General features: G+C 61.3%; 16 protein-coding genes. 8 read left to right on the top strand and 8 right to left on the bottom strand.

All coding sequences use genetic code 11. The features are described from left to right. The first annotated feature begins 290 nt into the window (after positions 1–290). Together CIT40_RS08185 and CIT40_RS08180 are read left to right on the top strand one after the other, a co-directional pair. Positions 291–4,199: an RHS repeat domain-containing protein gene (locus CIT40_RS08185; protein WP_094892769.1), complete on the top strand. Its 3,909-nt coding sequence runs from the start codon at positions 291–293 to the stop codon at positions 4,197–4,199. A gap of 251 nt (positions 4,200–4,450) precedes the next feature. Continuing rightward, on the top strand, positions 4,451–5,575 hold the full coding sequence (locus tag CIT40_RS08180) for an acyltransferase family protein (RefSeq protein WP_094892770.1): 1,125 nt from the start codon (positions 4,451–4,453) through the stop codon (positions 5,573–5,575). 25 nt (positions 5,576–5,600) lie between these two features. Here CIT40_RS08180 and CIT40_RS08175 read toward each other — a convergent pair whose 3' ends face one another. Both CIT40_RS08175 and CIT40_RS08170 read right to left on the bottom strand, forming a co-directional pair. Next, positions 5,601–6,962 (bottom strand): polysaccharide pyruvyl transferase family protein, encoded by a 1,362-nt coding sequence (locus CIT40_RS08175; RefSeq protein ID WP_244611942.1) that lies wholly within the window; start codon positions 6,960–6,962, stop codon positions 5,601–5,603. Positions 6,963–6,981: 19 nt separating this feature from the next. Further along, positions 6,982–8,439 (bottom strand): lipopolysaccharide biosynthesis protein, encoded by a 1,458-nt coding sequence (locus CIT40_RS08170; protein ID WP_094892772.1) that lies wholly within the window; start codon positions 8,437–8,439, stop codon positions 6,982–6,984. Between the two features lie 220 nt (positions 8,440–8,659). Between CIT40_RS08170 and CIT40_RS08165 the strand changes: the two genes are divergently transcribed. Continuing rightward, positions 8,660–9,805 (top strand): glycosyltransferase family 4 protein, encoded by a 1,146-nt coding sequence (locus CIT40_RS08165; protein WP_094892807.1) that lies wholly within the window; start codon positions 8,660–8,662, stop codon positions 9,803–9,805. 21 nt (positions 9,806–9,826) lie between these two features. Here the strand turns inward: CIT40_RS08165 and CIT40_RS08160 are convergent, their stop codons facing one another. The 4 genes from CIT40_RS08160 to CIT40_RS08145 are packed head-to-tail and all read right to left on the bottom strand — an operon-like array spanning position 9,827 to position 14,578. Beyond that, a complete protein-coding gene (locus CIT40_RS08160) occupies positions 9,827–10,918 on the bottom strand; it encodes an acyltransferase family protein (RefSeq protein WP_094892773.1) in 1,092 nt (363 codons plus the stop codon). After that, on the bottom strand, positions 10,915–12,021 hold the full coding sequence (locus CIT40_RS08155) for an acyltransferase family protein (protein WP_094892774.1): 1,107 nt from the start codon (positions 12,019–12,021) through the stop codon (positions 10,915–10,917). Before CIT40_RS08155 ends, CIT40_RS08160 begins: the two co-directional genes overlap by 4 nt. Positions 12,022–12,030: 9 nt before the next feature. Then, the gene (locus CIT40_RS08150) at positions 12,031–13,368 is read right to left on the bottom strand and encodes a hypothetical protein (RefSeq protein WP_094892775.1); all 1,338 of its coding nucleotides are present in this window, start codon (positions 13,366–13,368) and stop codon (positions 12,031–12,033) included. Positions 13,369–13,375: 7 nt separating this feature from the next. Next, positions 13,376–14,578, bottom strand: a complete 1,203-nt coding sequence (locus CIT40_RS08145) for an acyltransferase family protein (protein ID WP_094892776.1) — start codon at positions 14,576–14,578, stop codon at positions 13,376–13,378. A 776-nt stretch (positions 14,579–15,354) separates the two neighbouring features. On the opposite strand from CIT40_RS08145, the gene CIT40_RS08140 reads away from it, so the two are divergent. From CIT40_RS08140 to CIT40_RS08130, 3 genes are all read left to right on the top strand, one after another. Next, positions 15,355–15,768, top strand: a complete 414-nt coding sequence (locus CIT40_RS08140; RefSeq protein ID WP_244611941.1) for a hypothetical protein — start codon at positions 15,355–15,357, stop codon at positions 15,766–15,768. 32 nt (positions 15,769–15,800) lie between these two features. Continuing rightward, positions 15,801–18,032 (top strand): Wzz/FepE/Etk N-terminal domain-containing protein, encoded by a 2,232-nt coding sequence (locus CIT40_RS08135; RefSeq protein ID WP_094892778.1) that lies wholly within the window; start codon positions 15,801–15,803, stop codon positions 18,030–18,032. Between the two features lie 439 nt (positions 18,033–18,471). After that, positions 18,472–18,759: a hypothetical protein gene (locus CIT40_RS08130; RefSeq protein WP_094892779.1), complete on the top strand. Its 288-nt coding sequence runs from the start codon at positions 18,472–18,474 to the stop codon at positions 18,757–18,759. Positions 18,760–18,783: 24 nt separating this feature from the next. Here the strand turns inward: CIT40_RS08130 and CIT40_RS08125 are convergent, their stop codons facing one another. Beyond that, positions 18,784–20,214: an undecaprenyl-phosphate glucose phosphotransferase gene (locus tag CIT40_RS08125; protein ID WP_094892780.1), complete on the bottom strand. Its 1,431-nt coding sequence runs from the start codon at positions 20,212–20,214 to the stop codon at positions 18,784–18,786. A gap of 611 nt (positions 20,215–20,825) precedes the next feature. Between CIT40_RS08125 and CIT40_RS08120 the strand changes: the two genes are divergently transcribed. Next, a complete protein-coding gene (locus CIT40_RS08120) occupies positions 20,826–21,563 on the top strand; it encodes a metallophosphoesterase family protein (RefSeq protein ID WP_094892781.1) in 738 nt (245 codons plus the stop codon). 82 nt (positions 21,564–21,645) lie between these two features. Here the strand turns inward: CIT40_RS08120 and CIT40_RS08115 are convergent, their stop codons facing one another. Beyond that, positions 21,646–21,936, bottom strand: coding sequence for a hypothetical protein (locus CIT40_RS08115; RefSeq protein ID WP_094892782.1), 291 nt, complete (start codon positions 21,934–21,936; stop codon positions 21,646–21,648). Positions 21,937–22,555: 619 nt separating this feature from the next. Here CIT40_RS08115 and CIT40_RS08110 point away from each other — a divergent pair. Beyond that, the gene (locus CIT40_RS08110; protein WP_244611939.1) at positions 22,556–22,768 is read left to right on the top strand and encodes a hypothetical protein; all 213 of its coding nucleotides are present in this window, start codon (positions 22,556–22,558) and stop codon (positions 22,766–22,768) included. Positions 22,769–23,025 lie beyond the last annotated feature (257 nt).

Below are 23,025 nucleotides of genomic sequence, written 5' to 3'. Positions count from 1 at the left end.
CACGCGACAAAGCGAGCCGCATCGCACCGTTGTCCGAGTTCATCTCGCGAGCGATGCGCACATATTCAGCACCGCAGTTCGTGAAAATCACGAAAGCGCCTTCCTCACGTCATCCTGCCCCGGCATCGCATTCATATTCTGCTGCACGGAGAGCGATTCTGTTCCTGCACAAGGAACCCAAGTTCGCTCGCGATTTGTAGCTTCGATTTTTATCTGAAATTCACACTCGACAGAGAAGCTTGAACGCAATCCCTGCGAGCAATCTTGTTCGCGCTGAAATCGAGTGTGCAATGTCCGATCAAACCATCCTGTCCGCCAGCGGCTTCATCAACTCCATCGGCGTCAATACGCACGCCGGCTTCGGCTGGACCGGCTACAACAATCTCGCGCTGATGGTCGATGATCTGAAGTATCTCGGCGTCACCCATCTCCGCGACGCCATGGGGACCAGCCCGGCGGCGCAACCCGTCGTCGACGGTCTGGCCGCCGCCGGCTACAAGTTCGACTTCCTGGTGTCGTCCGCGCTGCCCCAGACCGGCGCAACCGGGCTGCAGAACTACATCGCCTCGCTCCAGAAGTTCGCGACGAGCCACCCGGGCAGCATCAGCGCCATCGAAGGGCTCAACGAGGCCAATCATCAGCCCTTCAGCTACAATGGCAGTTCGAGTCTTGCCGCCGCGGCTCAGTTCCAGAGCGCGCTCTATCAGGCGGTCAACGCCAACGCCGCGCTCGGCAGCATTCCCGTGTACAATCTGTCACTGGCCTACAACGATCCGCAGGGCTATAGCCAGCTCGGCAACATGTCGGGCTCGGTCGATTACGCCAACGCCCATGCCTATGTCAGCACCAGCCTGACAACCGGCAGCTCCATTGCCGCAACGCTGAGCGCGGTGATGTCCGCGGCACCGGGAAAGCCTGTCGTCATCACCGAGACCGGCTACACCACGCAGGCCAACACCCAATATCTCGGCGTCAACGAGACAGTGCAGGCCAAATCGATCCTGAACACCCTGGTCGATGCCTACAAGGCCGGCGTGAGCGCGACTTATCTCTACGAGCTGTTCGACCGCGACTCCTCCGCCAGCAATACCAATCCCGAGGCCAATTTCGGACTATTCAATTCCGACGGGACGCCGAAGCTCGCCGCCACGGCCATTCACAATCTGACGACCATCCTGGCCGACGACGGCAAGGGCAGCCTGCAGCCGACTGATCCGCTGAACTACAGCCTGAGCAACATGCCGGCCACCGGCAACAGCATGGTGCTCGGCAAGAGCAACGGCGCCTACGAGCTCGTCGTGTGGGCGGAGCCGAAGCTCTGGAACGATCCCACCGATACCGAGGTCTCCAATCCGGCTCAGACGGTCACCGTGAACCTCGGCGGCGTGCATCATTCGGTCAAGGTGTACGACACGCTGACGGGAACCACTGCGATCGCCAGCTATACCGACGTCAGCACGATCACGATCCCGCTCAGCGATCACCCGCTGATCATCGAGATCGACGCGCCTCCGGCTACGACGACTCCGCCGGACACGAGGACCATTGTGAGCGGGACGGCCGCCGGGATCGTGCCGCAGCTGTCCGACCTGAGCGAGTCGACGGCGCTGAAGACGATCACGCTGACCGACTCCCACGTCCTGCCGGTCGCTTCCAAAGCGACGATGGACTACATGATCGCCCATTACGGAAGCGCTCTCTCCAAGATCGACGGGGGATACTCGTTCTCGGTGACGAATACGGCCGCGACCTGGAGCAGCACGAAGACCTACAATTCCAGCGGGACGCTGCTGTCGAAGTCGGACACCGGCCTGAATTCGAACGGACAGCCGACCTCGACCACCGTCGCCTATACCGACGGCTCGCAGGACCTGATCAGCTACACCGGCGGCGTGAAGACGAAATTCGTTCATGTCGGCACCGACGCAACCAGGACCACCGACACCTACAACACGGCCGGAACCCTGCTGAGCGAAGTGGTCCAGAAGTCCGACGGCTATTACTCCACGACGCTCTATGCGAACGGCGTGAAGACGGCTGCCTATGTCAAGAACGCCGACCACTCGCAGGACAATTACACCTACGGCATCACGGGCAAGAGCTTCACGACCCAGGTTCAGCACGTCGATGCCTCCGGGAAGGTCACCTCGGTAACCCGCAGCCATGCCGACGGCTCGCTGGATTCGACGCAGGTCTACAATAGCGACGGCAGCAGCGTGATCACCACCTACAGCGCCACCGGCGTCAAGCTGGTCGAGACGGCCTATCATGCCGATCACAGCAAGGACGTGTGGACCTACAACATCACCGGCCAGACCTACGCCACCGAGCACGACGTCTACAACGCCACCGGCTTCCTCACCAGCCTGACGCGATTGCACACCGACGGCAGTCTCGCCTTCAAGCTCACGCAGACGACCGGCGGCACCAAGACGACCGATTGGTACAATGCCGCCGGCAGCCTCACCAGCGAGGTCGTGCAGAAGGCGGACGGCTACACCTCGACCACGCTTTATAGCAACGGCGTCAAGACCAACGCCTATGTGAAGAATGCCGACGGCAGCCAGGACAATACCGCCTACGGCATCACCGGCCAGAGCTACACCACGCTGATCCAGCACGTCGACCCCACGGGCAAGGTCACCGAGGTCACCCGCAAGCATGCCGACGGCACGCTCGACTACACCCAGGTCATCAACGGCGACGGCAGCAGCGTCGTCACCAATTACGATGCAGCGGGAACGCGAACCAAGGAAGCCGACTTCCATGCCGACGGCAGCAAGGACGTCTTCCTCTTCAACATCACCGGCCAGACCTACACGACCGAGCACGACATCTACGATGCGACCGGCTTCCTCACCACGCTGATCCGCAAGCACGCCGACGGCAGCATGGCGTTCAAGCTTTCGCAGAGCGCCGATGGGACCAAGACCACGGACTGGTACGACGCCAAAGGCGTCCTCACCAGCGAGGTGCTCGAGAAGCCGAGCGGCTACAGCTCGACCACGGTCTACACCAATGGCGTCAAGACCGCGGCTTACATCACCAACGCCGACATGAGTCACGACAATTACAGCTACAACATCACCGGGCAGAGCTATACCACGCAGTACCAGCACCTCGATCCGTCCGGCCATACCACCGAGGTGACGCGCTGGCATGCCGACAACTCGCTCGACTATACCCAGGTTCTCGCCAGCGACGGCAGCAGCGTGGTCACCAACTACGATGCATCAGGCATCAAGAAGACGGAAACCGACTACCACGCCGACGGTTCGAAGGACGTCTTTCAGTTCAACGTCGTCGGCCAGACCTACACGAACGAGCACGACAGCTACGATTCGACGGGCTTCCTCACCCACATCGTTCGCACCCATGCCGACGACAGCCTGGCCTTTACGCTGGTTCAGAGCGCCGACGGCACCAAGACCTCCGACTGGTACGACGCGCACGGCGTCATCACCAGCGAAGTGACGACCAAGAGCGATGGTTACAGCTCCACGACGGTCTACACCGGCGGCGTCAAGACCGCTGCCTACATCAAGAACGCCGACGGCACGTCCGACAATTGGAACTACAACGTCACCGGACAGTCCTACACCACCCAGCATCAGCACCTCGATGCCTCCGGCAAGATGGTCGAGCTCACCCGGACCCACGCCGACGGCACCCTGGACTATACCCAGATCATCCACGACGACGGCAGCAAGCTGACCGATATCTACAACAGCGCCGGCACCAAGACCCAGGAGATCGCCAACAACAGCGACGGCTCCAAGGACGTCTTCCTGTTCAACTTCAATGGACAGGCCGGCACGACGCAGCATGAGAACTACAACTCCGCCAGCGCGCTGCAATTCTTCGACCAGACCAAGACCGACGGCACCCACAACGTCACGGCCGTCGCCGGCGGCGTAACGATCCAGGGCGGAGCCGGCAACGACGTGTTCTCGGCCGCGCCGAACTCGACCACCATCGCCTACGATCACGGCCAGGACCAGATCCTCAACTTCCAGGCCGGTGATGGCACGACGCACGACGTCGTCCAGATCTCGAAGCTGCTGGCCGCGGATTACAGCCATCTGCAGATCACGCAATCCGGCACGAATGCGTTGATCACGTTTTCGGACCACGATTCGATCCTGCTGAAGAACGTCTATGTCTCCAGCCTGACGAGCCACGACTTCGTGTTCGTCTGAGCACGGCGGGACGCTGCATCGACGTCGACGCGGGCCGGAACCAGCCAGGATTCCGGACCGCTCGTCGCGCTCCTGCCTCATCAAGAGGCAGAGTTAGAACGATGTGGACATTCACTTGCCGCCACGATGATCTCGAGAGACCCGAGACTGACTGATCCGCGATCACGCCGCCTCCACCGCTCCATCCAGCGAACTTGCGTCACAATTCGACTCTAGAAGAGAGACGAACCGCGCAAGGACTCCGAGGCCCGATGGAAGCCAGTGAATCAAGACGTTTCGTCGTTCTCGACTTCTACCGCTTCGTCGCTGCGCTCGGGGTCTTCATCTTCCACCTGAAGCTGATCGACACGGGCGTTTCGCCGGCCTGGAACGGGTCCTACGGCCTGTTCGTGGACATGTTCTTCATCCTGTCCGGCTTCGTGATCTCCTATTCCTACCCGTCCGACGCGCGTGGCTTGGCGGCCTACTCCCGGTTCATGATCCGTCGCATTGCGCGGATCTATCCGTTGCACCTGCTGAGCCTGCTCATCTTCGTGGTGCTGATCGGCGTCGGCCTGGAGCGTACGGCCCGCTCGACGCCGCTGGACTTCCTGTACAACCTGCTGCTGCTCCAGGCCTGGGGCGTCACCGACCATCTCAGCTTCAACTCGCCGTCCTGGTCGATCAGCGCGGAGTTCTTCTGCTATCTGGTCTTTCCGCTGCTGATGCTGCTTGCGCGCAAGGTCCAGCCGGTCGTGCTCGGCGCGATCGTGGCAGCTCTGTATCTGATCCTGGCCCACGGCCATCTGCCGATCTGGCAGGAACGGTCGCAGATGTATGGCGCCAATTTCGACTACGGGATGCTCCGTGCGCTGCCGAGCTTCCTGAATGGCATCCTGCTCGCCATTCTCTTCAGGATGTCGCATCCCTATCGGCACAAGCTTATGATCTTCGCCGGCATCGGTACGTTCGGCCTCTCCGTGCTCGTCCTCAACGTCTTCGCCAAGCCGGATCTGGCCATTATCCTGTTCTCCTGCGCGATCCTGCTCACTGCGGTCGGCGAAAGCGCCTTCAGGCAGATTCCGGGTGCCCGCCTGCTCGGACGGCTCGGCAACACCTCATATGCGATCTACATGCTGCATGATGCGGTTCTCATTGCCGTGTTCAGGCCGTTGTGGACCTGGCTCGGACTGCGGCCTGATCAGTTCGGCCTGTTCGCCCTGGCCTGCTGTTTGGTCCTGACCGTCATCGCGGACCGCACCTACGCCTATTTCGAAAATCCGGCGCGGCGCTTCATCAACCGCTGGGCCGACATCGGTGCCGCATCCACGCGCAAGGCGACCGCAACCGACAGCTCCGTCCGCTTCGACAACACCACCGAACGGGCGGTCAACTGACCGCCTGCCGATGACTTGAGGGCGTTCAGGCGACCTTGCCGTCGGCCTCATGCACCGTCCGCATCGCGCCCTCGCCCAGGAGCGGTGCGATGTTGGCGCGGGACAGCTCCATGACAGCAGGCAGCATCTGACGCACCTTCCCGCCGACGGCTTCGTGGGTGCCCAGGAACTGCAGCGCAAACTTCTCGAAGCTGTCGTCGACCAGAAATTGGGCCGGCGACAGCAGCAGCGATTCGCTGACGCCGAAGTGCGCGAACAGGCCCTGGAACTTGTCCTGATAGGTGATCGCTGCGACGGGCGTTCCCTGCCCCAGCGCCGCAATCGCCAGATGCATGCGCCCGGTGATCACGCCGTCCACCAAACCGACGACGGCCTTGATCTCGCCCGCCGACAGCGCCTGATCGACATGGTGCACATGATCGCCGAGCGTGGGCTTGAGGCGGTCAGCCAGCGGCCGCAGGCAATTGTCGTCGGCGATCTCGGGGCGGTAATCATGTGCGAGCAACAGCCAGCTCGCCTTGTGCTCGCGCGACAGCCGCTCCATGGCGACCGCCGCAAGCTCTATCATGTGCCGCAGCTTGGCCGGCTCCGGCTTCTTGAACAGCATCGGATGGATGTTGAAGACGAAGACCTTGCGACCTTGCTCGCGCTGCCGCTCGATCGTCGACGCGATCTGCTTCACTGCGGCCGTGTCCGCCCGCGGCGTCAGCATGAACGCCGCATCGGCGACCAGATGGGCGCGTTTCCGAGCGAAATCGTCGAAACGCTGAAGGGATATCGCATCGCGCAGGTTCAGGACCACGCCCGGGTCCAGCAGCCGGAACACCTCGCGCAGCGCCTTTGCCGGACGGGAGTTGAAGCTGAATCCGAGCACGCTGACCTTGGCGCCGAACGCGGCCATCAGGTCGGCCACGAGCAGCATGCGCGCGGCATCCACCGGCGAATAGTAACCGTCGAGCACGTCGGCGCCGAGAACCAGCCCGAAATCCGGCCTGGTGAGCGACAGCTCTTGGGCGACCGTCTCATACGAAAACGGCTGCCGCCAGAGTTCGAGCGGCTTGAAACCCATCGCACGCACGTCCGCGCTGGCCGCTGCCGTCGCGGTGACGACGTAGACCTCGAGGTTGGGATAAGTCCGCCTCACCTCCCCGGTGGCCGCTTCGATCATGGCCTCATCGCCGCGCGACTGACGAACGCTCCAGGGATCGGAAGGAAGCACAACGAGCCGGCGCGGATCGTTGCGCGGCGCGGCGTTGACGCCGACGTCCCTCCGGGCGTTCTGCCATCTGCGCAGCTCGAGCAAATCGAGCGCCAAGGGCGTATTCTTGGCGCTGTTGAGCCAGCCTCTGAGCTGCCTGCGTACGGGCACCGGGATCAATTGCTTCACGATAGTCTCCTCGTCTTCATCAAGCGGTCGCACCGCGCTTCACGACGAAATCAATCAGGGACAGGAGCTGCTTCCGCCAGAACAGCAGAAGGCCCGTCAGATAGGTCGCGCCGAAACAGGACGACAGCAGCCCGATCCGCAAATAGGGGTTCATGCCCAGCGTCGCCTCCCGGCACAGCACGACCGCGCCGTAGGCCAGAACGATGGCGCAAAGGCAGCCCGCGATGGGACGCAGAAACTGGCTCCAGCTCAAGCCAAGCAGCCGAAGCGCCAGCGCAAACGTGACGGGGGTCACCACCAGCTGCGAGAACGCGAAGATCGTGGCCAGTTGACCAATGTCGCGCGACGGAAGCAGGAACATGGCCGGCACGACCGTACAGAATTTCAGGATGTTGAGCGCAAAGACATAGTTCGGCTTGCCCAGCGCGCCGAAATAGGCGCTGTTGACGAACTGCACCGTCTGGACCGCGCCGATCAGCATCAGCGGCCGCATCACGGCTTCGCTGCCGCCCCATTTCGCGCCAAACAGCAGCAGGGAGAATTCCGGCGCGATCGCCGCAAGCAGCACGAAGACCGGAGATCCGATCAGTGCGCCGAGACTGACGCTGCGCAGATAAGCGCCTGCGATCCGATCCCGCTCGTGCGCGATCCTGGACAAGGCGCTCAACGCGACATCCATGACCGCCTGGGTGAGAAGTTGCATCAGGATCAGGTAGACCCTCGCCCCGACCGTGTAGATGCCGAGCGCGGCGACGCCATAGAGCGACAGGATGATCATGTCGATCGTCCGAACGATGGCGAAGTCCAGCAGCCTGTTCAGCACGACGTGGACGCTGTAGCCGGAGAGCTCGCGGAAGCTCTTCAGATTGTAGCCGCGCATCGGCAACCATCGCGGCTGGCTCCAGAGCCACAAGCCGCTGATCGCGCTCTGAACGACCACCTGAATCACGAGGCTGAGGGCGCCAAACCCGGCATAGGCACAGGCGATGCCCACGACGCCGGAGACGGCTGTCGCAACCATGGTCCTGACCGCGAGCACGCGAAAGTCCATCTGGCGCTTGTAGAGCGCCTCCTGGAACAGGGTCGCGGTACCGATCGGAAGCGAGAGACTGGCGGCCGTCAGCAGCGGCGCGAGCCCCTTCACGTTGAACCAACGCTCGATATGCGTCGCAAGCAGTGCAATCAGAACGGCCAGCAGCACCGAGGCTGCAAAGGAGCAGAAGAACGGCAGCGTCACATCGGCGGGCTCGAGCGTCCGTCGCTGGATCAACGCATCGCCGAAGCCGAATTCCGCAATGGAGCTCAAAAGCAGCAGGACGAAGGCGACCAGCGCCGCAAGACCGAAATCGGCGGGATCGAGCAGCCGTGCCAGCACCAGGAACAGCACGAACGACAAAGCGCGGCCGCCCCAATTCTGTGCAAGCGACCAGAACAGGGCCACCACGACCTGATGTTGTTTGCCCTGCGAGACGTTCATCAACAATTCGACCCAATTCCGATCCAGACGACGCGACAATGATGATGACGCGCCACCGCTTGTCGCCGCTCACGACGGCGCCTGATTGCTCGCGACATTACGACGGAGTGATGGCAATCAGATGAGCGCCGTCACGATTCCGATTTAGAGTGGAAGTGAGTTCAAATCGTGGACTACACTCCAATCGCTCTCTGCGATGTGATGCAAAATGGATGCCTTGATGAATTCGTCCGCCTCGCGTTCTCTCCGCCGCTCAAAACGTTTGCGCGTGGCGATCTACGCGCCGCATTTCGCAGAATATTCCTACCGGCTCGCATCTGGACTCGCGCATCATTGCGACGTTCGGCTCGTGCTCAACCGCAAGGATGCCAACCAGCAATGGGAACTGGCCGACATCGCGGTTGCGGCTCCCTTCGAAACCCGGGTTCGCGATTTGAGCCTGCGACGCGGCGGCGTGATCGGCATCCCAGCCTCGTTCCTCGACATAATTTCGTTTCGTCCGGACATCGTTCATTGTCATGAAGTTCCGGAGATCTACACGTCCAGGCTGATCCAGCTTCTTCGCCCGCTCGGCATTCCCCTGGTTCTGACGGTTCACGATGCCATCCCGCATTCGGAGGGCGGCTCCGGCACCTCGCCACGTGAGGACGGCTGGCGCGGACGCATGCGCGCCGCAGCCTCGATCGTCACGACTCATGGCGAGAGTTGCATTGCCGATTTTCGTCGCGCCTCGCCCGACTTCAACGGCGCAACGGTTTCCAGCATGCACGGCGTGCTCATGGTTCCACCGGCCCGAGGCGCAGTCACGGCGCCCGAAGCCGCACGCATCCTGTTTTTTGGACGGATGTGGGCCTACAAGGGCCTCGACGTCTTCATCGATGCGATCGACATGTTGGCCAAGCGCGGCGTGCCGCATGAGGCGATCGTCGCCGGCCGCGGCCCGGAAATGACCCGGCTCGGCGCGCGGATGGAAGCGACGCCGACGGTCAAGACCATCAACGCCTACATTTCGCCCGCCGACACCGGACAGCTGTTTCAATCCGCCACCGTGGTCGCCCTGCCTTACAAGGATGCAACGCAGAGCGGCGTGCTTGCCTCCGCTTACGGCAATGCGCGTCCCGTCGTTGCCAGCGCCACCGGCGGCATTCCCGACGTCGTCACCGACGGAGTCAACGGCCTGCTGGTTCCTCCGGGCGACGCCACTGCATTGGCCGATGCACTCGAACGCGTCCTGACCTCGAAGCCGCTTGCCGCGACATTGACCGACGGCGCACGGCAAACCGCGGAGGGTCTCTTGAATTGGGATCACATCGCCGAACGGCTGCTGGGGTCCTATCATAAGCTCGCCGGCCGTACCGTGAGCTGACCGCGACGGGCACGCGGCCGCTCAAACCGATTGCCCGACCTTCAACGGCCGAAAGACCATGCCGCGGATCGCGCCGTCCAGCAGGCGCCTCAGCCTGACCTCGATCAACTCATAACTGATCGCGCTTGCGACCAAGGACATCGCCAGCCCGAGCCCGATGAAAGCGGCCCACAGCAGCCAGCGATCGACGCCGGCTGCGACCAGCTTCAGGCCGATCACCTGCAAGGGGAAGAGCACGAACGGATGCACGAGATAGAGGCTGTAGCTGATCTTGCCGACATATTGCAGGGCCGGGACGCTCAGTGCCTTGCCGAGGCCCGACTCCGGGGCAAGCACCATGCCGAAGAGCACGAAGCCGGGAAGCAGCCCCACGAAGGGATGAAACAGCACCAGGCTTGCATACATGGCCGCTCCGCAAGCCAGGCCCACGGCCAAGCCGAGACGTCCCGGAATGCGAATGCGAAAGCCGGTGGCGCTGTAGAGCATACCGATGCAGAAGAACGCCGTGATCGGCCAGTGCAGGAGGCATGCGACACCCAGCAGGATCAGCGGCGCGGCCAAGAGCCGCCCCCCGCCGCGCCACACCGAAAACGTCGCTGCAAACCAGATGTAGAACGCCCATTCATAGGTCAGTGTCCAGGCGTTCTGCTGGGCGATGGGCAGACCAAGCGCATCCTGCACGAAGAACAGATTGGCCGCGAAGACCGCGAGATAGCTCGTCAGATCGATTCCACGAAAGAACTTGTAGCCGACGATCGGACCGACCACGAACAGCGCAAGATGCAGGACGACGAACACCGGCATGATGCGCAGGACGCGATCGAAAAAGAACCGCGGCAGCGAGCCGTGCCGCACCAGGCTCGCCGGGATCAGGAACCCGCTGATCATGAAGAACAGTTCGACTCCATGCCCGCCGACATTGATCACCGATTGGAGCCAGAGCCAGAGCGGCGGCAGGAAGCCGGGATCCGGGATGTCGTACATGCCGCCCTTCGGCATGTCGTAGAAATGATCCATCAGCACGCTCAGCGCCGCAATGCCGCGCAGCCCCTGGACCGACGGAACGAACGATCCGTCGTAAGCGGCGCCCGGCTGGTGCGGCGCGTGACTCATTCTGCAGCACCCTGAGTACTGAGGGCAGGCTCGAGAACGACTTTCTTTCTCCGTGCCGAGCGAAACCTTTGCCCGAAGGCGATGCTGGGCTTCTCGACGAATGTAAACGTCATCCAGCTGACCAGGATCGACAACGTCATGATCACGACGAGGAAGATCGACCATCCGAGCGGCCCGTCGCCAAACCATACGAGGCGATGGATGAAGACGATCGCGAACGGCGACATCAGGTAGACCGAATAACTGATCACGCCGACGAATGCCATCGGCCGCCACGCCATTCTCTCGCCGAACACGGCAAAACCGATGAAGACGAGCGCCGCGCAGACATAGGCGGCTGCGATCGAATAGCTGTGGAAGAAGTTCTCGTGGTACACGCCCCCGAACCGCCGGTCGGCGAGGGCGATGGCGAAGATCGCATACAGGAGCGTGCAGACCGCCACGTGGGACCATCGCAGCTTTCCGCCGATGACGGTATCGCGGATGATCTTGCCCAGGAACATCGCCGACAGATTCAGCCCGACCTCCATCACCGAAGAAACGGCCCTGTTCTCCACCAGGAGCGCAGCGGTCGTTCCGACCAGCGCGGCCGAAACGACGATGGTCACCGCTGTAAAGCGCCGGTTCAGCAGCCCCATCGCGAACAGAATAGTGCATCCGGCATAGAACAGCAGCTCGATCGCCAGCGTCCAATAGAACACCCAGAGGTTCGGAACGTTCACGAAGGTCTGCAACATCGTCACGTTCGCGGCGATCTGCCCGAGCGGATAGATTTTCGAGTCCAGCAGCTGCATCGTCACGAGCCCGACCAAGAGCGAGGTCCAGTAGGCCGGGTAGAGCCGGAAGAAGCGGCTGATGGCGAAATCCCGCACGGGCGTGGCGCTGTCCGGGAAGCTGAACGGAATGACGAAGCCGCTGACGAAGAAGAACAACACCACGCCAAACCGGCCGAAGTTCATGTAGTAGCCGAACACATCGTGGATCGGCCAGTAATAGGCGCCCGTCGGGTGCTTCTCGACGATCACCTCGAACACATGCTGGACCAGGACCGACAAAACGGCAATGCCGCGCAGCGTGTCGATGAATGCGAGTCGTTTATGCATCTTTCGTTCTCACCTGCTTCCGCTCGCCGCCGGCATATCCGGGCGGAAGCCTTCCAATGACGGCATCGGCCGCCGCACCACAATCGGCACGGCGTCGCCCGCCCGAGCGGAGGCCGCGCGGCGCGAGAACACGTCACTGAAGCTCAATGCGATAATCAGCAGGCCAGATGCCGGGCCGTAGTTCAGCACCGTGATCGTGAAAAGGTTGACGACGAAGATCAGCGTCAGCTTGTACACGTCGGTCGCGCCGAATGTCGCCCTGAACACCATCACCATAAAGGCGACGAACGGCAGACCGAACATCAGGTAGGTCCCGATGTAGAAATTGTCGACGGGCACCCAAAATGGCGCGAGCGGTGAGAACAGCTGTTGCGGATAGTTGAAGCAACCCGCGCCACAGCCGGTCACGAGGCCGATGGGCATGAGCTGAGTGAGGTAGATAAACGGCTTTTGCCAGCTGTTGTTGATGCGATCGAGGATGCTGAAGAGGGTCGAATGCGGCACCGCGGCGGTCCCGGAAGCAACCACGATCATGAAGAACGGTACGAAGATCGAAGCATAGGACCACAGCGCGATGGTCCGGATCGCGGGAAAGCGCGACCTCTCCGGCAGCATCCGCACCAACACCAGCAGAATCAAGTAGAGCACGAGAACGATCATGGTCGTCTTGCTCGTGGTCAGCTTAGTGGCATAGATCGCGACGGAACCCAGCAGCAAGCACCATGTGGTGCTCATGCGAATCGACGTGATCGCGAACGACACCAAAATGAAGAAGGCAGCCATGGTGTTGTCGGCCGCAAAGCCCATCAGGCGCTGGTCGTCGCCGCCATAGGCCCACCACAACCGACCGGCCTCGCGCACCGCGCCGAAGGACTCGTATTTGTAGCCCACCCAAGGCATCAGATAGAATTTGGTCAGGAAAACACCGATCACCGACAGGTAGAAGGTAACCGCGATGACCGACAGAAGCTTTCTGTATGAGCCGAGGTTCGAATCGCAAAAGCAGAATCCGACAAACACCGGCAGCATCATCTTGAACGATGAGACTGCTGCGTTGACCGTACCCAGCATGAAATAGCCGAGCACGAGCGACAGCATGATCTGCACCAACACCAGGAACGCCAGGGTACTGCGATTGCGCAGGATGCAATGGACGAAGAACTGGATGAGGCACAGAAGCGCAATGGCGTCGGGCACGTACCAGAGCGCGTTCATGTGATAGATGCTGGTGTAATAGCGGATCACCCCGCCAAAGGCGTCGCGGACCAGATAGGCCCCGAGCGCGATCGCCTCGATGTTGAGGCTGATCAACGTGATTTTCGGCCGGTGCAGCGCGAGGATCGTCATATCGGGCTCAGTTCGTCAGCCGCGCCGATTGCGCGGTGGATCGCGCGAAATCCCGACGGCTTCCGAGCACATTTCGCATGAACCTGCCACCGGGGATTTCGACGTAGAGATAAGTGAAGTGCGAGACCGCCAGAACGGCGGCCAGCGAGACCACGAGGTTCAGCGTCGCCGGCAGGCCCGCCCAGACCGAATCCAGCGCGGTGATGCGCCCCGCTCCCACGGCTCGCACGAAATATTCGGCAAGCAACACCACGAGCGCATGCACCATGTAGATCGAGTAGGAACGTTTGCCGAGCCAGACCAGCGGCTTCACCACCAGCATCCGCGGCACCAGCAGCGCGTCTGGAAAGGCCAGCAAGCTGCCGAGGAAGATCGCGAACGTCACCGGCGCAAGGAACGTTGACGCAGGATTGGTCTCCGCCAGGGACACCAGCACGATGCTCCCGATCATGGCGGCGAATTGCAGCGCGCCCTGCGCGGCAGGACCCGGCTTGGCCGGCAGGCGGTCGACGATCCTCACCGTCAGCACGCCCAGGAAGAAGCTCACGAAGCAGCGCAGGATGCCGAAATCGGTCTGAAGCCCGAGGCTCCTCTTGTCCAGTACGAAGATGATGACGACCAGACTGCAGATCGCTAGCGCCCCGCAGAGAATGTAGAACCAGAGCAGGGACCGCATGCGCTGGGCCAGCAGCACGATGAGGCCAAATACCAGGTAGGTGTAGAATTCGACGCTGATGCTCCAGCTCGGCGCGTTCCAGCTGAGATAGTCGATGAACCCCATTGAATGCAGCAGCAGGACGTTGAGACCGAAGGAATAGGCGTTGTTCACTTCGAACGCCGCCGGCGCGGCCACCACGACGCCAGCCGTGACCAAACCGATCCGCAGAAGTCGAAACAGAAGATTTGCCATCAGCATGACGATGTGCAGCGGATAGACCCGCGCCAGCCGTCGCACCATGAATTCGCGCAGCGAGAAGCGCCCGAAATCGCCCTCGACGTAGCTGAGCGACATGACGATTCCGCTGAGAACGAAGAACAGATCGACCAGCAGCCAGGAGCTTCTGAAGAACGAGCAGTTGATCCACGCATTGTGCGGGAACGCCGCGAGGAAGGTCGGCATCAGCAGGAGATGGTGAATCACCACCGACGTCGCGGCGATCCCCCGAATGCTGTCGAGCGGTAGCACATGCGCCTTCTCACGATGAACCATCTCCGTCACATCAACATTCCCAGCTATTGCATCGCAGCAGTGTGTATCAGGTCTTGCGCATGTTCAATCTCTGCGACCGCGGACTCGCATTCGACGCATGAGGGTCGACGATAATTTCAACGCTTGCAGATCATTCGGACATGCGAGCGCCAAGTTCACGCCACTTTTTGCCTGAGATCGCGTGCGCCGGCGCGCAAATCAAGTCGGGCGTGATGATTGCGAGCATTTACGTGCAAAGTGTGCGCGAAATTCGACGCTGCTGCGATCAACGCGACCACAAAGACGTTTGATCTTTTCGCATGCACGATACGCCGCATATCGCGCTGATAATTTTTCAGGCGGGAACAAAGACTCGCTCAACGACTTGTGTCGGTTTTGCGACGCGTGCTCGCGACACTTCAGCGTGCACGCCTCTTATGTTTTCAGTTTGCAACATTCATAGGCGCAAGCATGCCCATATCGCATGCATTGCATATCTTCATTTTACAACCGGGCAGGAATGCAGGCAAAGCGCGCGTTGTCGTCGAGCACACGCATTCAGCTTTTGCGTCGCACAAAAATTGACACAGTTAGCTGCCAGGTTTCGCGTGTTCTCCTATTGCAACAGGGAGGAAGGGACACGAATGGGTTGCGGACTAACACGTCGTCTTGCGAGATCGCGATGGCTGCCAATCGTCTTGGCAGGTTCAGCCTTGATGGGCGGAACTATCGATGCTTGCCGCGCCCAGTGTGTCGAATCTTCCGATCGTGCCTCGCAGCTCGAACTCGACACATTCGTGAAATCGCCCTCCTCGCTCCTGGAGCGGCTGCGCAATGACAAGGAGAAGCTGAGATATCGGCTCTCCAGCTATATCGCCACGAGCCCGTCGGTGTTGCCTTCCGTGCAGACACTCATCTCGACTTCGGCTTCGACCGATCGCTCGTCGATCGGCGCCGCACTGAGGATTGCCGAAGGGCGATGCACGTCGAAGAAGCCGGACGCCGCACGCAAGATCAGGGATTTCGTGCAGCGGATCGGCGATCTCAACGTGCAGGCAGGCTATGCCGCCGCGGGAGACGACGCCTCCGGCGCCCAGGCGCAATCGCAAGACAAGGGGCCGGCGCAACCGCCTCGAGGCGGGGCGCTGCTCGAAGGCGAGTGGAAGACCAAGCTGGCCAACCCGTTCAAGCCCGTCCCCCTTCCGAATTGATCAGCGATCGTCAAAAGGCAGCGAATTAGCACATGTATCAGCCTAGAGAACATTTCCAGTCGGGACACCGATTCGGCATCGAATTCGGCGGTGCCGTCCTCAGCTTCGAGCGCGTGACCGACGTCCTGCGCCGGCAATGGCCGATCATCGCTGCCTGTACTGGTGCTGCGCTCGCTCTGGTGATCCTCTATCTGGTCACGGCGCAGCCCATGTACACGGCCAATGCCCGCATCATGATGGATACGCGCCAGGCCCAGGTGCTGGACAAGGACAGCAATGCCAACAGCGCCCTGATCGACACAGGCTATGTCGACAGCCAGGTCGAGGTGATCAATTCGGACGACCTGATCCTTTCGGTCGTTCGTCGCCTGAAGCTGACTGACGATCCGGAGTTCAACGGCTCCAAACCGGGCCTTCTGTCCATTGTCCTCGGCAAGGTCATGTCGCTGTTCAGCTCCGGCGAGCCGGCGTCCCAGGAGCACCTCGAACATGCCGTGGTCGAGGCGGTCCAGAAGAACCTGAGAACCGAGCGCGTGCTGACGACCTATGTTCTGTCGCTGAACTATCGCTCCCGGAGCCCCGACAAGGCCGCCAAGATCGTCAACGCCATCGCCAATGCCTATCTGGTCGGCGCGCTGGAAGCCAAATATCAGTCCACCAAGCGGGCCACCGAATGGCTTCAGCAGCGCAGCGTCGAGCTGAGCGAGCAGGCAACCGCCAGCGACCGTGCCGTGCAGACCTTCAAGGCCGAACACAACATCGTCGGAACCAGCCGCGGCCTGATGTCCGAACAGCAATTGTCCGACCTCAACACGCAGCTCGTTCAAGCGCGGGCGGCGACGGCCGAAGCCAAGGCCAAACTCGACCGAATCAACGCGATATCGGACCAGGATGTCGCACAATCCACCGTGACCGACGCTCTCAACAACTCGGTCATCACCCGCCTGCGCGCGCAATATCTCGATCTCGCGGCCCAGTATGCCGATTGGTCCAAGCGTTACGGCAAGACCCATCTTGCCGCCGTCAATCTGGCCAACAAGATGGATGAAATCCGCAAGAACATGGCGGACGAACTGCATCGGATCGGAGATGCTTATCGCAGCGACTACGAGATCGCCAAGAGCCGGGAAGCTTCTCTCGACAAGAGCTTAAAGGATCTCGTCGCCCAGGCCGGCCACACCGGCCAGGCCGAGGTCCAGTTGCGCGACCTCGAGAGCGCCGCCGACACCTATCGCAATCTCTACAACAACTTCCTCGAGAAGCTGCAAAGCGCGACGCAGAATCAGAGCTTTCCGCTCAGCGAGTCGCGCCTCATCAGCACTGCCAACAAGCCGGATCGCAAGAGCTCGCCGCGTACCGTCCTGGCGCTGGTCGGCGGCCTCGTGGGCGGCCTCTGCCTCGGCTTTGGCGTTGCATTCGGGCGTGAAATGCTGAGCGACGTCTTGCGGACGCCCGGCGAGGTCGAAGATGAGCTCGGCGTGAAGTGCCTCGGGGTCCTGCCCGACATTCGTCCGCCGACCAAGGCAGGCGCGTTGTTGTCGACGTCCGCGAAGACCGGTCCGCCCAACCTGTCCCGCTACGTCGTCGATCATCCGTTCTCGCGGTTTGCCGAGACGTTGCGCAACATCAAGGTGTCGATCGATGTTGCGCGCCTGACCCGCGAGATCAAGGTGATCGGCATCGTATCGTCGCTCCCCAAGGAGGGAAAAACGACGGTGGCGGCCAACTTCGCCCAGTTGATCGCCCTCACCGGGCATCGCACGGTCCTGATCGACGGCGACCTGCACACGCGCTCGCTCACGCGCGAGCTCGCGCCGAATGCCACGACCGGACTGGTGGAGGCGCTCAACGATCCGGCCGGCCTGGGCTACCACGTGCAGCGAAGCAAGGAGACGGGGCTTGATTTCCTGCCGTCCGTCGTGGCCTCCCGCATGGTCAATTCGGCCGACGTCATTGGATCGAAGGCGATGGCCGAGCTGCTCAAGGTGCTGAAAGAGCACTATGAGTACATCGTGATCGACCTCGCGCCGGTGATGCCGGTGGCGGATGCAAAGGCCGTCAGCTTCCTGATCGACGCCATGGTCTACGTGATCGAATGGGGGCAGACGACACGAAGCGCTCTTCAGGAATCGATTTCCGGATCGGAAGTCCTGCAGAAGAAATTGCTCGGCGCCGTGCTCAACCGCGCCAACCCGAAGATGCTCAAGCGCATCGAGGCGTACAAGGGCAAGCACCACAACAGTTACTACGTCGAGCATGCCTGAAGCATGATCCGGAAAGCGCGATAACGATCCATCCTGATCGCATCGCCTGATGAGGCGTGACGTCGCGCCGATCTGGAACGACCTCGGGGTCCGCGGCCATTTGGCAGCGGGCCTCTTTGCGTTTCGCGGAACTGTCGTCTGAAGGCGATCGAGGGCTCTTACGCGCACGAGACCGAAGATTGCGCCGAGCCCACCGCGACAGCTGAGGCCCCCGTATTCGTCCGGAATCCACAAACTACGGTCATTGCCCTAGCCAAAAGCAAGGATTGACGTAGACGACGTTGGCTAGGACAGTGCCCCAATTGGCACCTTCATCGGCAAGACGGGACAATCCGGGTGCTCGATGCTTCAAAATGCCGGAACTTTTGGCATCTTTCTTTCTGGGTTTCCTGAGGTTAACCTCAACCCATATTTGTAGTTCTTTGCCAGTGGGCTCGGAATGCTGATTGTCCTGACAATTCTGACTATTTGGGTTCTGCTCAACATCCTGTTTGTGTTGATCGTTGTTCCCCCGCGGAAACCGCGTCCGCCGGCGATGGTGACGACGCTCTCACCCGCGCCCATCGACCCGAGCCAACGGGAAATCGAGCAGGACGAACCCTTCTCGATCCGCCATGTCATCGTTTCCGTTGCGATGGGGGCTTTCTTCGTGCTGGTGCCGCCGCTGCTCGCCTTGCGCGATGCGATCATGCGGCTCTTCAGCAGGTCGTCGAGAGATGGAACCTGATCCGTCGATCCGTGAGCTGAACGACTAGTAAGCTTCCTGGAACATCACGGCGGACGCTGTCCGGACCATGATCTTCAGGTCGAGCCAGATGCTCCAGTTGCTGACGTACCAGACATCATACTCGACCCGCTTCTCCATCAGATCGATCGTCGGCGTTTCCCCCCTGAAGCCGTTCACCTGGGCCCAGCCCGTCAGGCCCGGCTTCATGTGGTGCCGGTAAACGTACTTGCTGATGAGTTCATCGTAATAATTGTCGTGGGCCAGCGCGTGCGGACGCGGCCCGACCAGCGACATGTCCCCGCGCAGCACGTTCCAGAGCTGCGGCAATTCGTCGATGCTCGTCATGCGAAGGAAGCGCCCGATCTTGGTGACGCGGGCATCCTGCTTGGTCGCCTGGGCAATCGTCTCGCCGTTCTCGCAAACAGTCATGCTGCGGAACTTCCAGATCTCGAACGGCCTGCCATTGAAGCCGCGGCGCGACTGGCGAAATATGACCGCCCCCGGGGAATCAAGCTTGATCAGCACGGCAACGGTGAGCAGCAGCGGCGTCAGGATCACCAGCGCGAACAGAGCCACGCCGACATCGAGGCAGCGCTTCTGCAATCGCTCGAGGATGGTGAGAGGCGGCCTCTGGATCTCGACCGCGACGGTTCCGCTGACCGGCAGGAAGGGACGAGCCACCAGATCGGCGACCGGATCGTCCGGCAGCAGGCGTATCGGCTGTGGGACCGCGCGCAGATAGGGCCCGAGCTTGCGGAGCATCGGCAATTCGTCCCAGTCGATCGCAAGCAAATATTCATCGACGTCGGCTGAGCGCGACTGACGGATCACATCGCGAATTTGCCGCTCCCAATGGCCGCCATCCCGGTCGTCGCCGAGCACGAAATGGCGCATGACGTCGAAGCCGTTTCTCCGCAGGTCCTTGAAGCGGCTGGAGGTGAAGTCGAGCGGCTTGAGGCTGAGCAGGATCACCTTGCGATCGACCAGCCGGCTCCTCGCAAAGCTCGTGCCGAACACCGCCTGCCAGACGAAGCGGAGGCTGACCAAGCCAAGTCCGCCGATCACGGCGAACACGATGACGGCGCCGCGGGACAGGTTGTCGGTTGATTTCAGCAAAAAGGCCGCAACGGCAAGGATCGTCAACGACGTCAGCCAGATAAACACCGCCTTTCGAAGCTGCCAGACGATATTGAGCAGCCTGTGCGTGGCATAGACGTCCCGGAAATAGGCGACTGCGACGAACACCACGCCGACGAATAATCCCGCTCCCACCGGAGCGCCGTCGGCGGGCGAAGCGACGGCCGCGCCGTACAGCGAAGCCCCGGCGGCATAGCTCAACAAGATCAGCAGAAAGTCAGCAGCCATGACGACGATCTGAAATGGCCTCTGAAGAGCGCCACCTCGCGTCGACGACAGCGCGTGAGCGTTTTCAGAACCATAAGTTGCAACAGCCATTCGAACCTCTGCCTATAGAGAGAGTGTCTGACGCTCATCGTGATGCTGAAGACTCGTCACTTCCCCGCGCAGAACGTGTTGCGTGATCGCAGCGACATTGTGGCGCTGCACGCAAAACTTTTGCGACGCACGAATGATGCTGCGTGTTGAATAGCGAAGCGAAATTGGGCGCGCTGAAAATGCCGTCACAGTGCCGACACACGAGCGAACGCGCTGCCCTATTTTGACTCAAGTTCCGCCGCCCGTCGCGATGCTTTGCCGTCGTGTGAGCCACTCATCGCTCAACTTTCAGGCGATGCAGTCCTTCGGCGGCCGACGGCCAGTCATTTGCGGGCATTCCGATGATCTTCTATTTGCGCGCGAAATGCAGAATCGCGCCCCGGCATGCATCTTTGCCGCGCTCTCGCCTTGAGCGATGCAATTCCTAAGGACCATTCGTTCGCACCGCAATCGTATGACAAGGTCGGCAAAAACTGCCGCCCTTCTTTTGGCGTGATCGAGCCGGACAACGAGGGCGCTCTCCACCGACCTCACGTTGTCTGTGTTGGATGGAAGCTCTCCGGTGCCGGCGACTTGGGGAAATTTTTCGACCACCCGATCGATTGAGCACCATGATGTCTCTCGCCCGACCCCGCCCGCCTGTTCCCAAACCGCAATTGCCGGAGGGGGTTCGCATCTATGCGATCTCCGACATTCACGGATGCGCGCATCTGCTCCAGCCGATGTTGCGCGTGATCGACGCCGACGTTGCCTGCAGCCGGCCGCGCTACGCGATCGAGGTCTTCATGGGCGATTACATCGATCGCGGCCCGGATACGCGATCCACCCTCGACGTCCTGATCGAACGAAGCCGCCGGGGCAACGCGGTTTTCCTCAAAGGGAATCACGAGGCATTTCTGGTGAATGTGTTCGAAGACCCTTCACTGTTCGAGGATTGGATTGCCGTCGGCGGGACCCAGACGCTGATGTCCTACGGGCTTGCGCCGCCGGACCTGAGGCGCGACGAGCCGGCATCGATCATGCGCAATTTGATTCGGGCGATGCCCACCGAGCACCTGGAATTCCTCGACAATCTGCGGCTGAGCTTCAGTTGCGGAGACTTCTTCTTCGCCCACGCCGGCGTTCGCCCCGGCATTCCATTGGCCCAGCAGACGGAGCGCGATCTGCTCTGGATTCGCGACGAGTTCCTGCGCAGCGAGGAGCAGTTCGGCAAGTATATCGTGCATGGCCACACGCCGGTCCGCAGTGCCGAATTCATGGCGAACCGCGTCAACATCGACACCGGCGCCTATGCGACCGGCAACCTCACCTTGATGAGCATCCAGGGCAGCCGTATGCTCGCGGTGTGAGGTGGAGACTTGGTCGCGGCGGCTTGCCCATCGGCCGGTCGAAGCCGTCTCGCGACCAGGATGGCATCGACCTCGGCAGGATCTAGTTGAACAAGTGCGGCTGTTCCGGCCGCGCACGGGTTTCGGCCATCCAATCGTTCCAGGCTCGTTCGTGCTTGACGTAAAGCTCCAGCCAACGCTTCCCATGTCCGTCCTGATGTCCGTCCTGGCGGACACGGCGCGCCTCGACAAGCAAGTCGGCGCCAGGGCGGGAGCCTGGATTATCCAGCGCTTCGAACTCGACCGTCTCCGAGATCGTCAGCCCGACAAGCACGCGTTGTCCGGCGCCATCGACGATGTAGCGTCGCGGCGCGTCCTTCTTGGGTTCACTCATCTCGTCATGCCCATTCGTGTCAATGAGATCCGCCAGTTCGTCGAGCGTTGCCTAAAAGGCGCGTCGAGCGTGGCCGAACGGCGAGGTCGGCTCGTCCATTCGGCGCGAGCCGCAGGATGAATTCGCAGCGCTTCGTTGGACGCGCCAAGCACGCAGCACGTAGCCCAAGATGAGGCCGGCGCTGAAGATGAAAGCGGAGAAGAATGCAGAAGTCATGGGGATAGCCCTGGATAGTCGTCGCTTCATCAAGAGTGAGCAGTGTGTCGACATCATGGTTCTTGTCGACTCCGGGCGCCGAAAGATTGTTCATGCCTGACTTCTCACGTGCATGCAGCAAAGCCTTCCCCTCATCGGCCGCGGCGATCAACATCCGTCTATGAGAGTCACTCTATATATAGAGAGATTCCCTCGCGACCACGGTCCGTCCAAACCTGCTGCCATTGGATGGACCTGGCGCGCCTCCCAACGAACAGGAAATTTCGGGCCGACCGGCCAATCCATCCCTTGCAACCATTCGGGGCCCGTCGCATTATTTCGCATCTCATATTACGAGGGATTCAATCCTATGACCGTTCGCGCTCTTATTCGATCCATTGCCCTGCCCGCTCTCGGACTCGCCTTGACAGCATCCGTAGCCCCGGCCGCCGAGCTGGCGCTTGCTCCGGCACATCAGCGCGCGGCCTACGCGCAAACCGGGGTCGTGCTTTGGGATGACGTCTATCCGCCCGCAATCTACGGCCCGCAGCTTCGTTCCGTCGAGGAAGTCGCCGCCATGAAGGCGCAGGCGCGTCCGGTGTCCCAGCGCTGGTGGGGTTATTGGTACGCTCGGTGAGCGCGGGAGCGCCTCGCTAGCAGCCTCCTGAGAAGCCAGCCGCCTTCGACCCGGGCAACTTCGATCACGGACCGCCGATTTGCCGGATAGCCGGTGCCGGCGGTTTTTGCTTGGGCGCGCACGCAGATTGCTTCGATGGCTTCCCGCGGATTGGAAGCCAGCCAGACGCGATCCAGCCGTCAAGGTGCACGTCTTAAAGCCCAGCGGCGATTGCCAGGACGACGGCTCCGGAGACAAACGGCGGGACCGCCGACGCT

This window comes from Bradyrhizobium amphicarpaeae, assembly GCF_002266435.3.
Classification (GTDB): domain Bacteria; phylum Pseudomonadota; class Alphaproteobacteria; order Rhizobiales; family Xanthobacteraceae; genus Bradyrhizobium; species Bradyrhizobium amphicarpaeae.
This window is presented reverse-complemented; position numbering and strand designations above follow the sequence as displayed.

What these genes read in the sequence shown, in the direction of transcription:
- CIT40_RS08130 (WP_094892779.1), top strand. Translation starts at nt 18,472, where the DNA reads ATGCTGATTGTCCTGACAATTCTGACTATTTGGGTTCTGCTCAACATC.
- CIT40_RS08150 (WP_094892775.1), bottom strand. Translation starts at nt 13,368, where the DNA reads ATGACGATCCTCGCGCTGCACCGGCCGAAAATCACGTTGATCAGCCTC.
- CIT40_RS08155 (WP_094892774.1), bottom strand. Translation starts at nt 12,021, where the DNA reads ATGCATAAACGACTCGCATTCATCGACACGCTGCGCGGCATTGCCGTT.
- CIT40_RS08180 (WP_094892770.1), top strand. Translation starts at nt 4,451, where the DNA reads ATGGAAGCCAGTGAATCAAGACGTTTCGTCGTTCTCGACTTCTACCGC.
- CIT40_RS08145 (WP_094892776.1), bottom strand. Translation starts at nt 14,578, where the DNA reads ATGGTTCATCGTGAGAAGGCGCATGTGCTACCGCTCGACAGCATTCGG.
- CIT40_RS08120 (WP_094892781.1), top strand. Translation starts at nt 20,826, where the DNA reads ATGATGTCTCTCGCCCGACCCCGCCCGCCTGTTCCCAAACCGCAATTG.
- CIT40_RS08170 (WP_094892772.1), bottom strand. Translation starts at nt 8,439, where the DNA reads ATGAACGTCTCGCAGGGCAAACAACATCAGGTCGTGGTGGCCCTGTTC.
- CIT40_RS08115 (WP_094892782.1), bottom strand. Translation starts at nt 21,936, where the DNA reads ATGAGTGAACCCAAGAAGGACGCGCCGCGACGCTACATCGTCGATGGC.
- CIT40_RS08165 (WP_094892807.1), top strand. Translation starts at nt 8,660, where the DNA reads ATGAATTCGTCCGCCTCGCGTTCTCTCCGCCGCTCAAAACGTTTGCGC.
- CIT40_RS08125 (WP_094892780.1), bottom strand. Translation starts at nt 20,214, where the DNA reads ATGGCTGTTGCAACTTATGGTTCTGAAAACGCTCACGCGCTGTCGTCG.
- CIT40_RS08185 (WP_094892769.1), top strand. Translation starts at nt 291, where the DNA reads ATGTCCGATCAAACCATCCTGTCCGCCAGCGGCTTCATCAACTCCATC.
- CIT40_RS08135 (WP_094892778.1), top strand. Translation starts at nt 15,801, where the DNA reads ATGTATCAGCCTAGAGAACATTTCCAGTCGGGACACCGATTCGGCATC.
- CIT40_RS08160 (WP_094892773.1), bottom strand. Translation starts at nt 10,918, where the DNA reads ATGAGTCACGCGCCGCACCAGCCGGGCGCCGCTTACGACGGATCGTTC.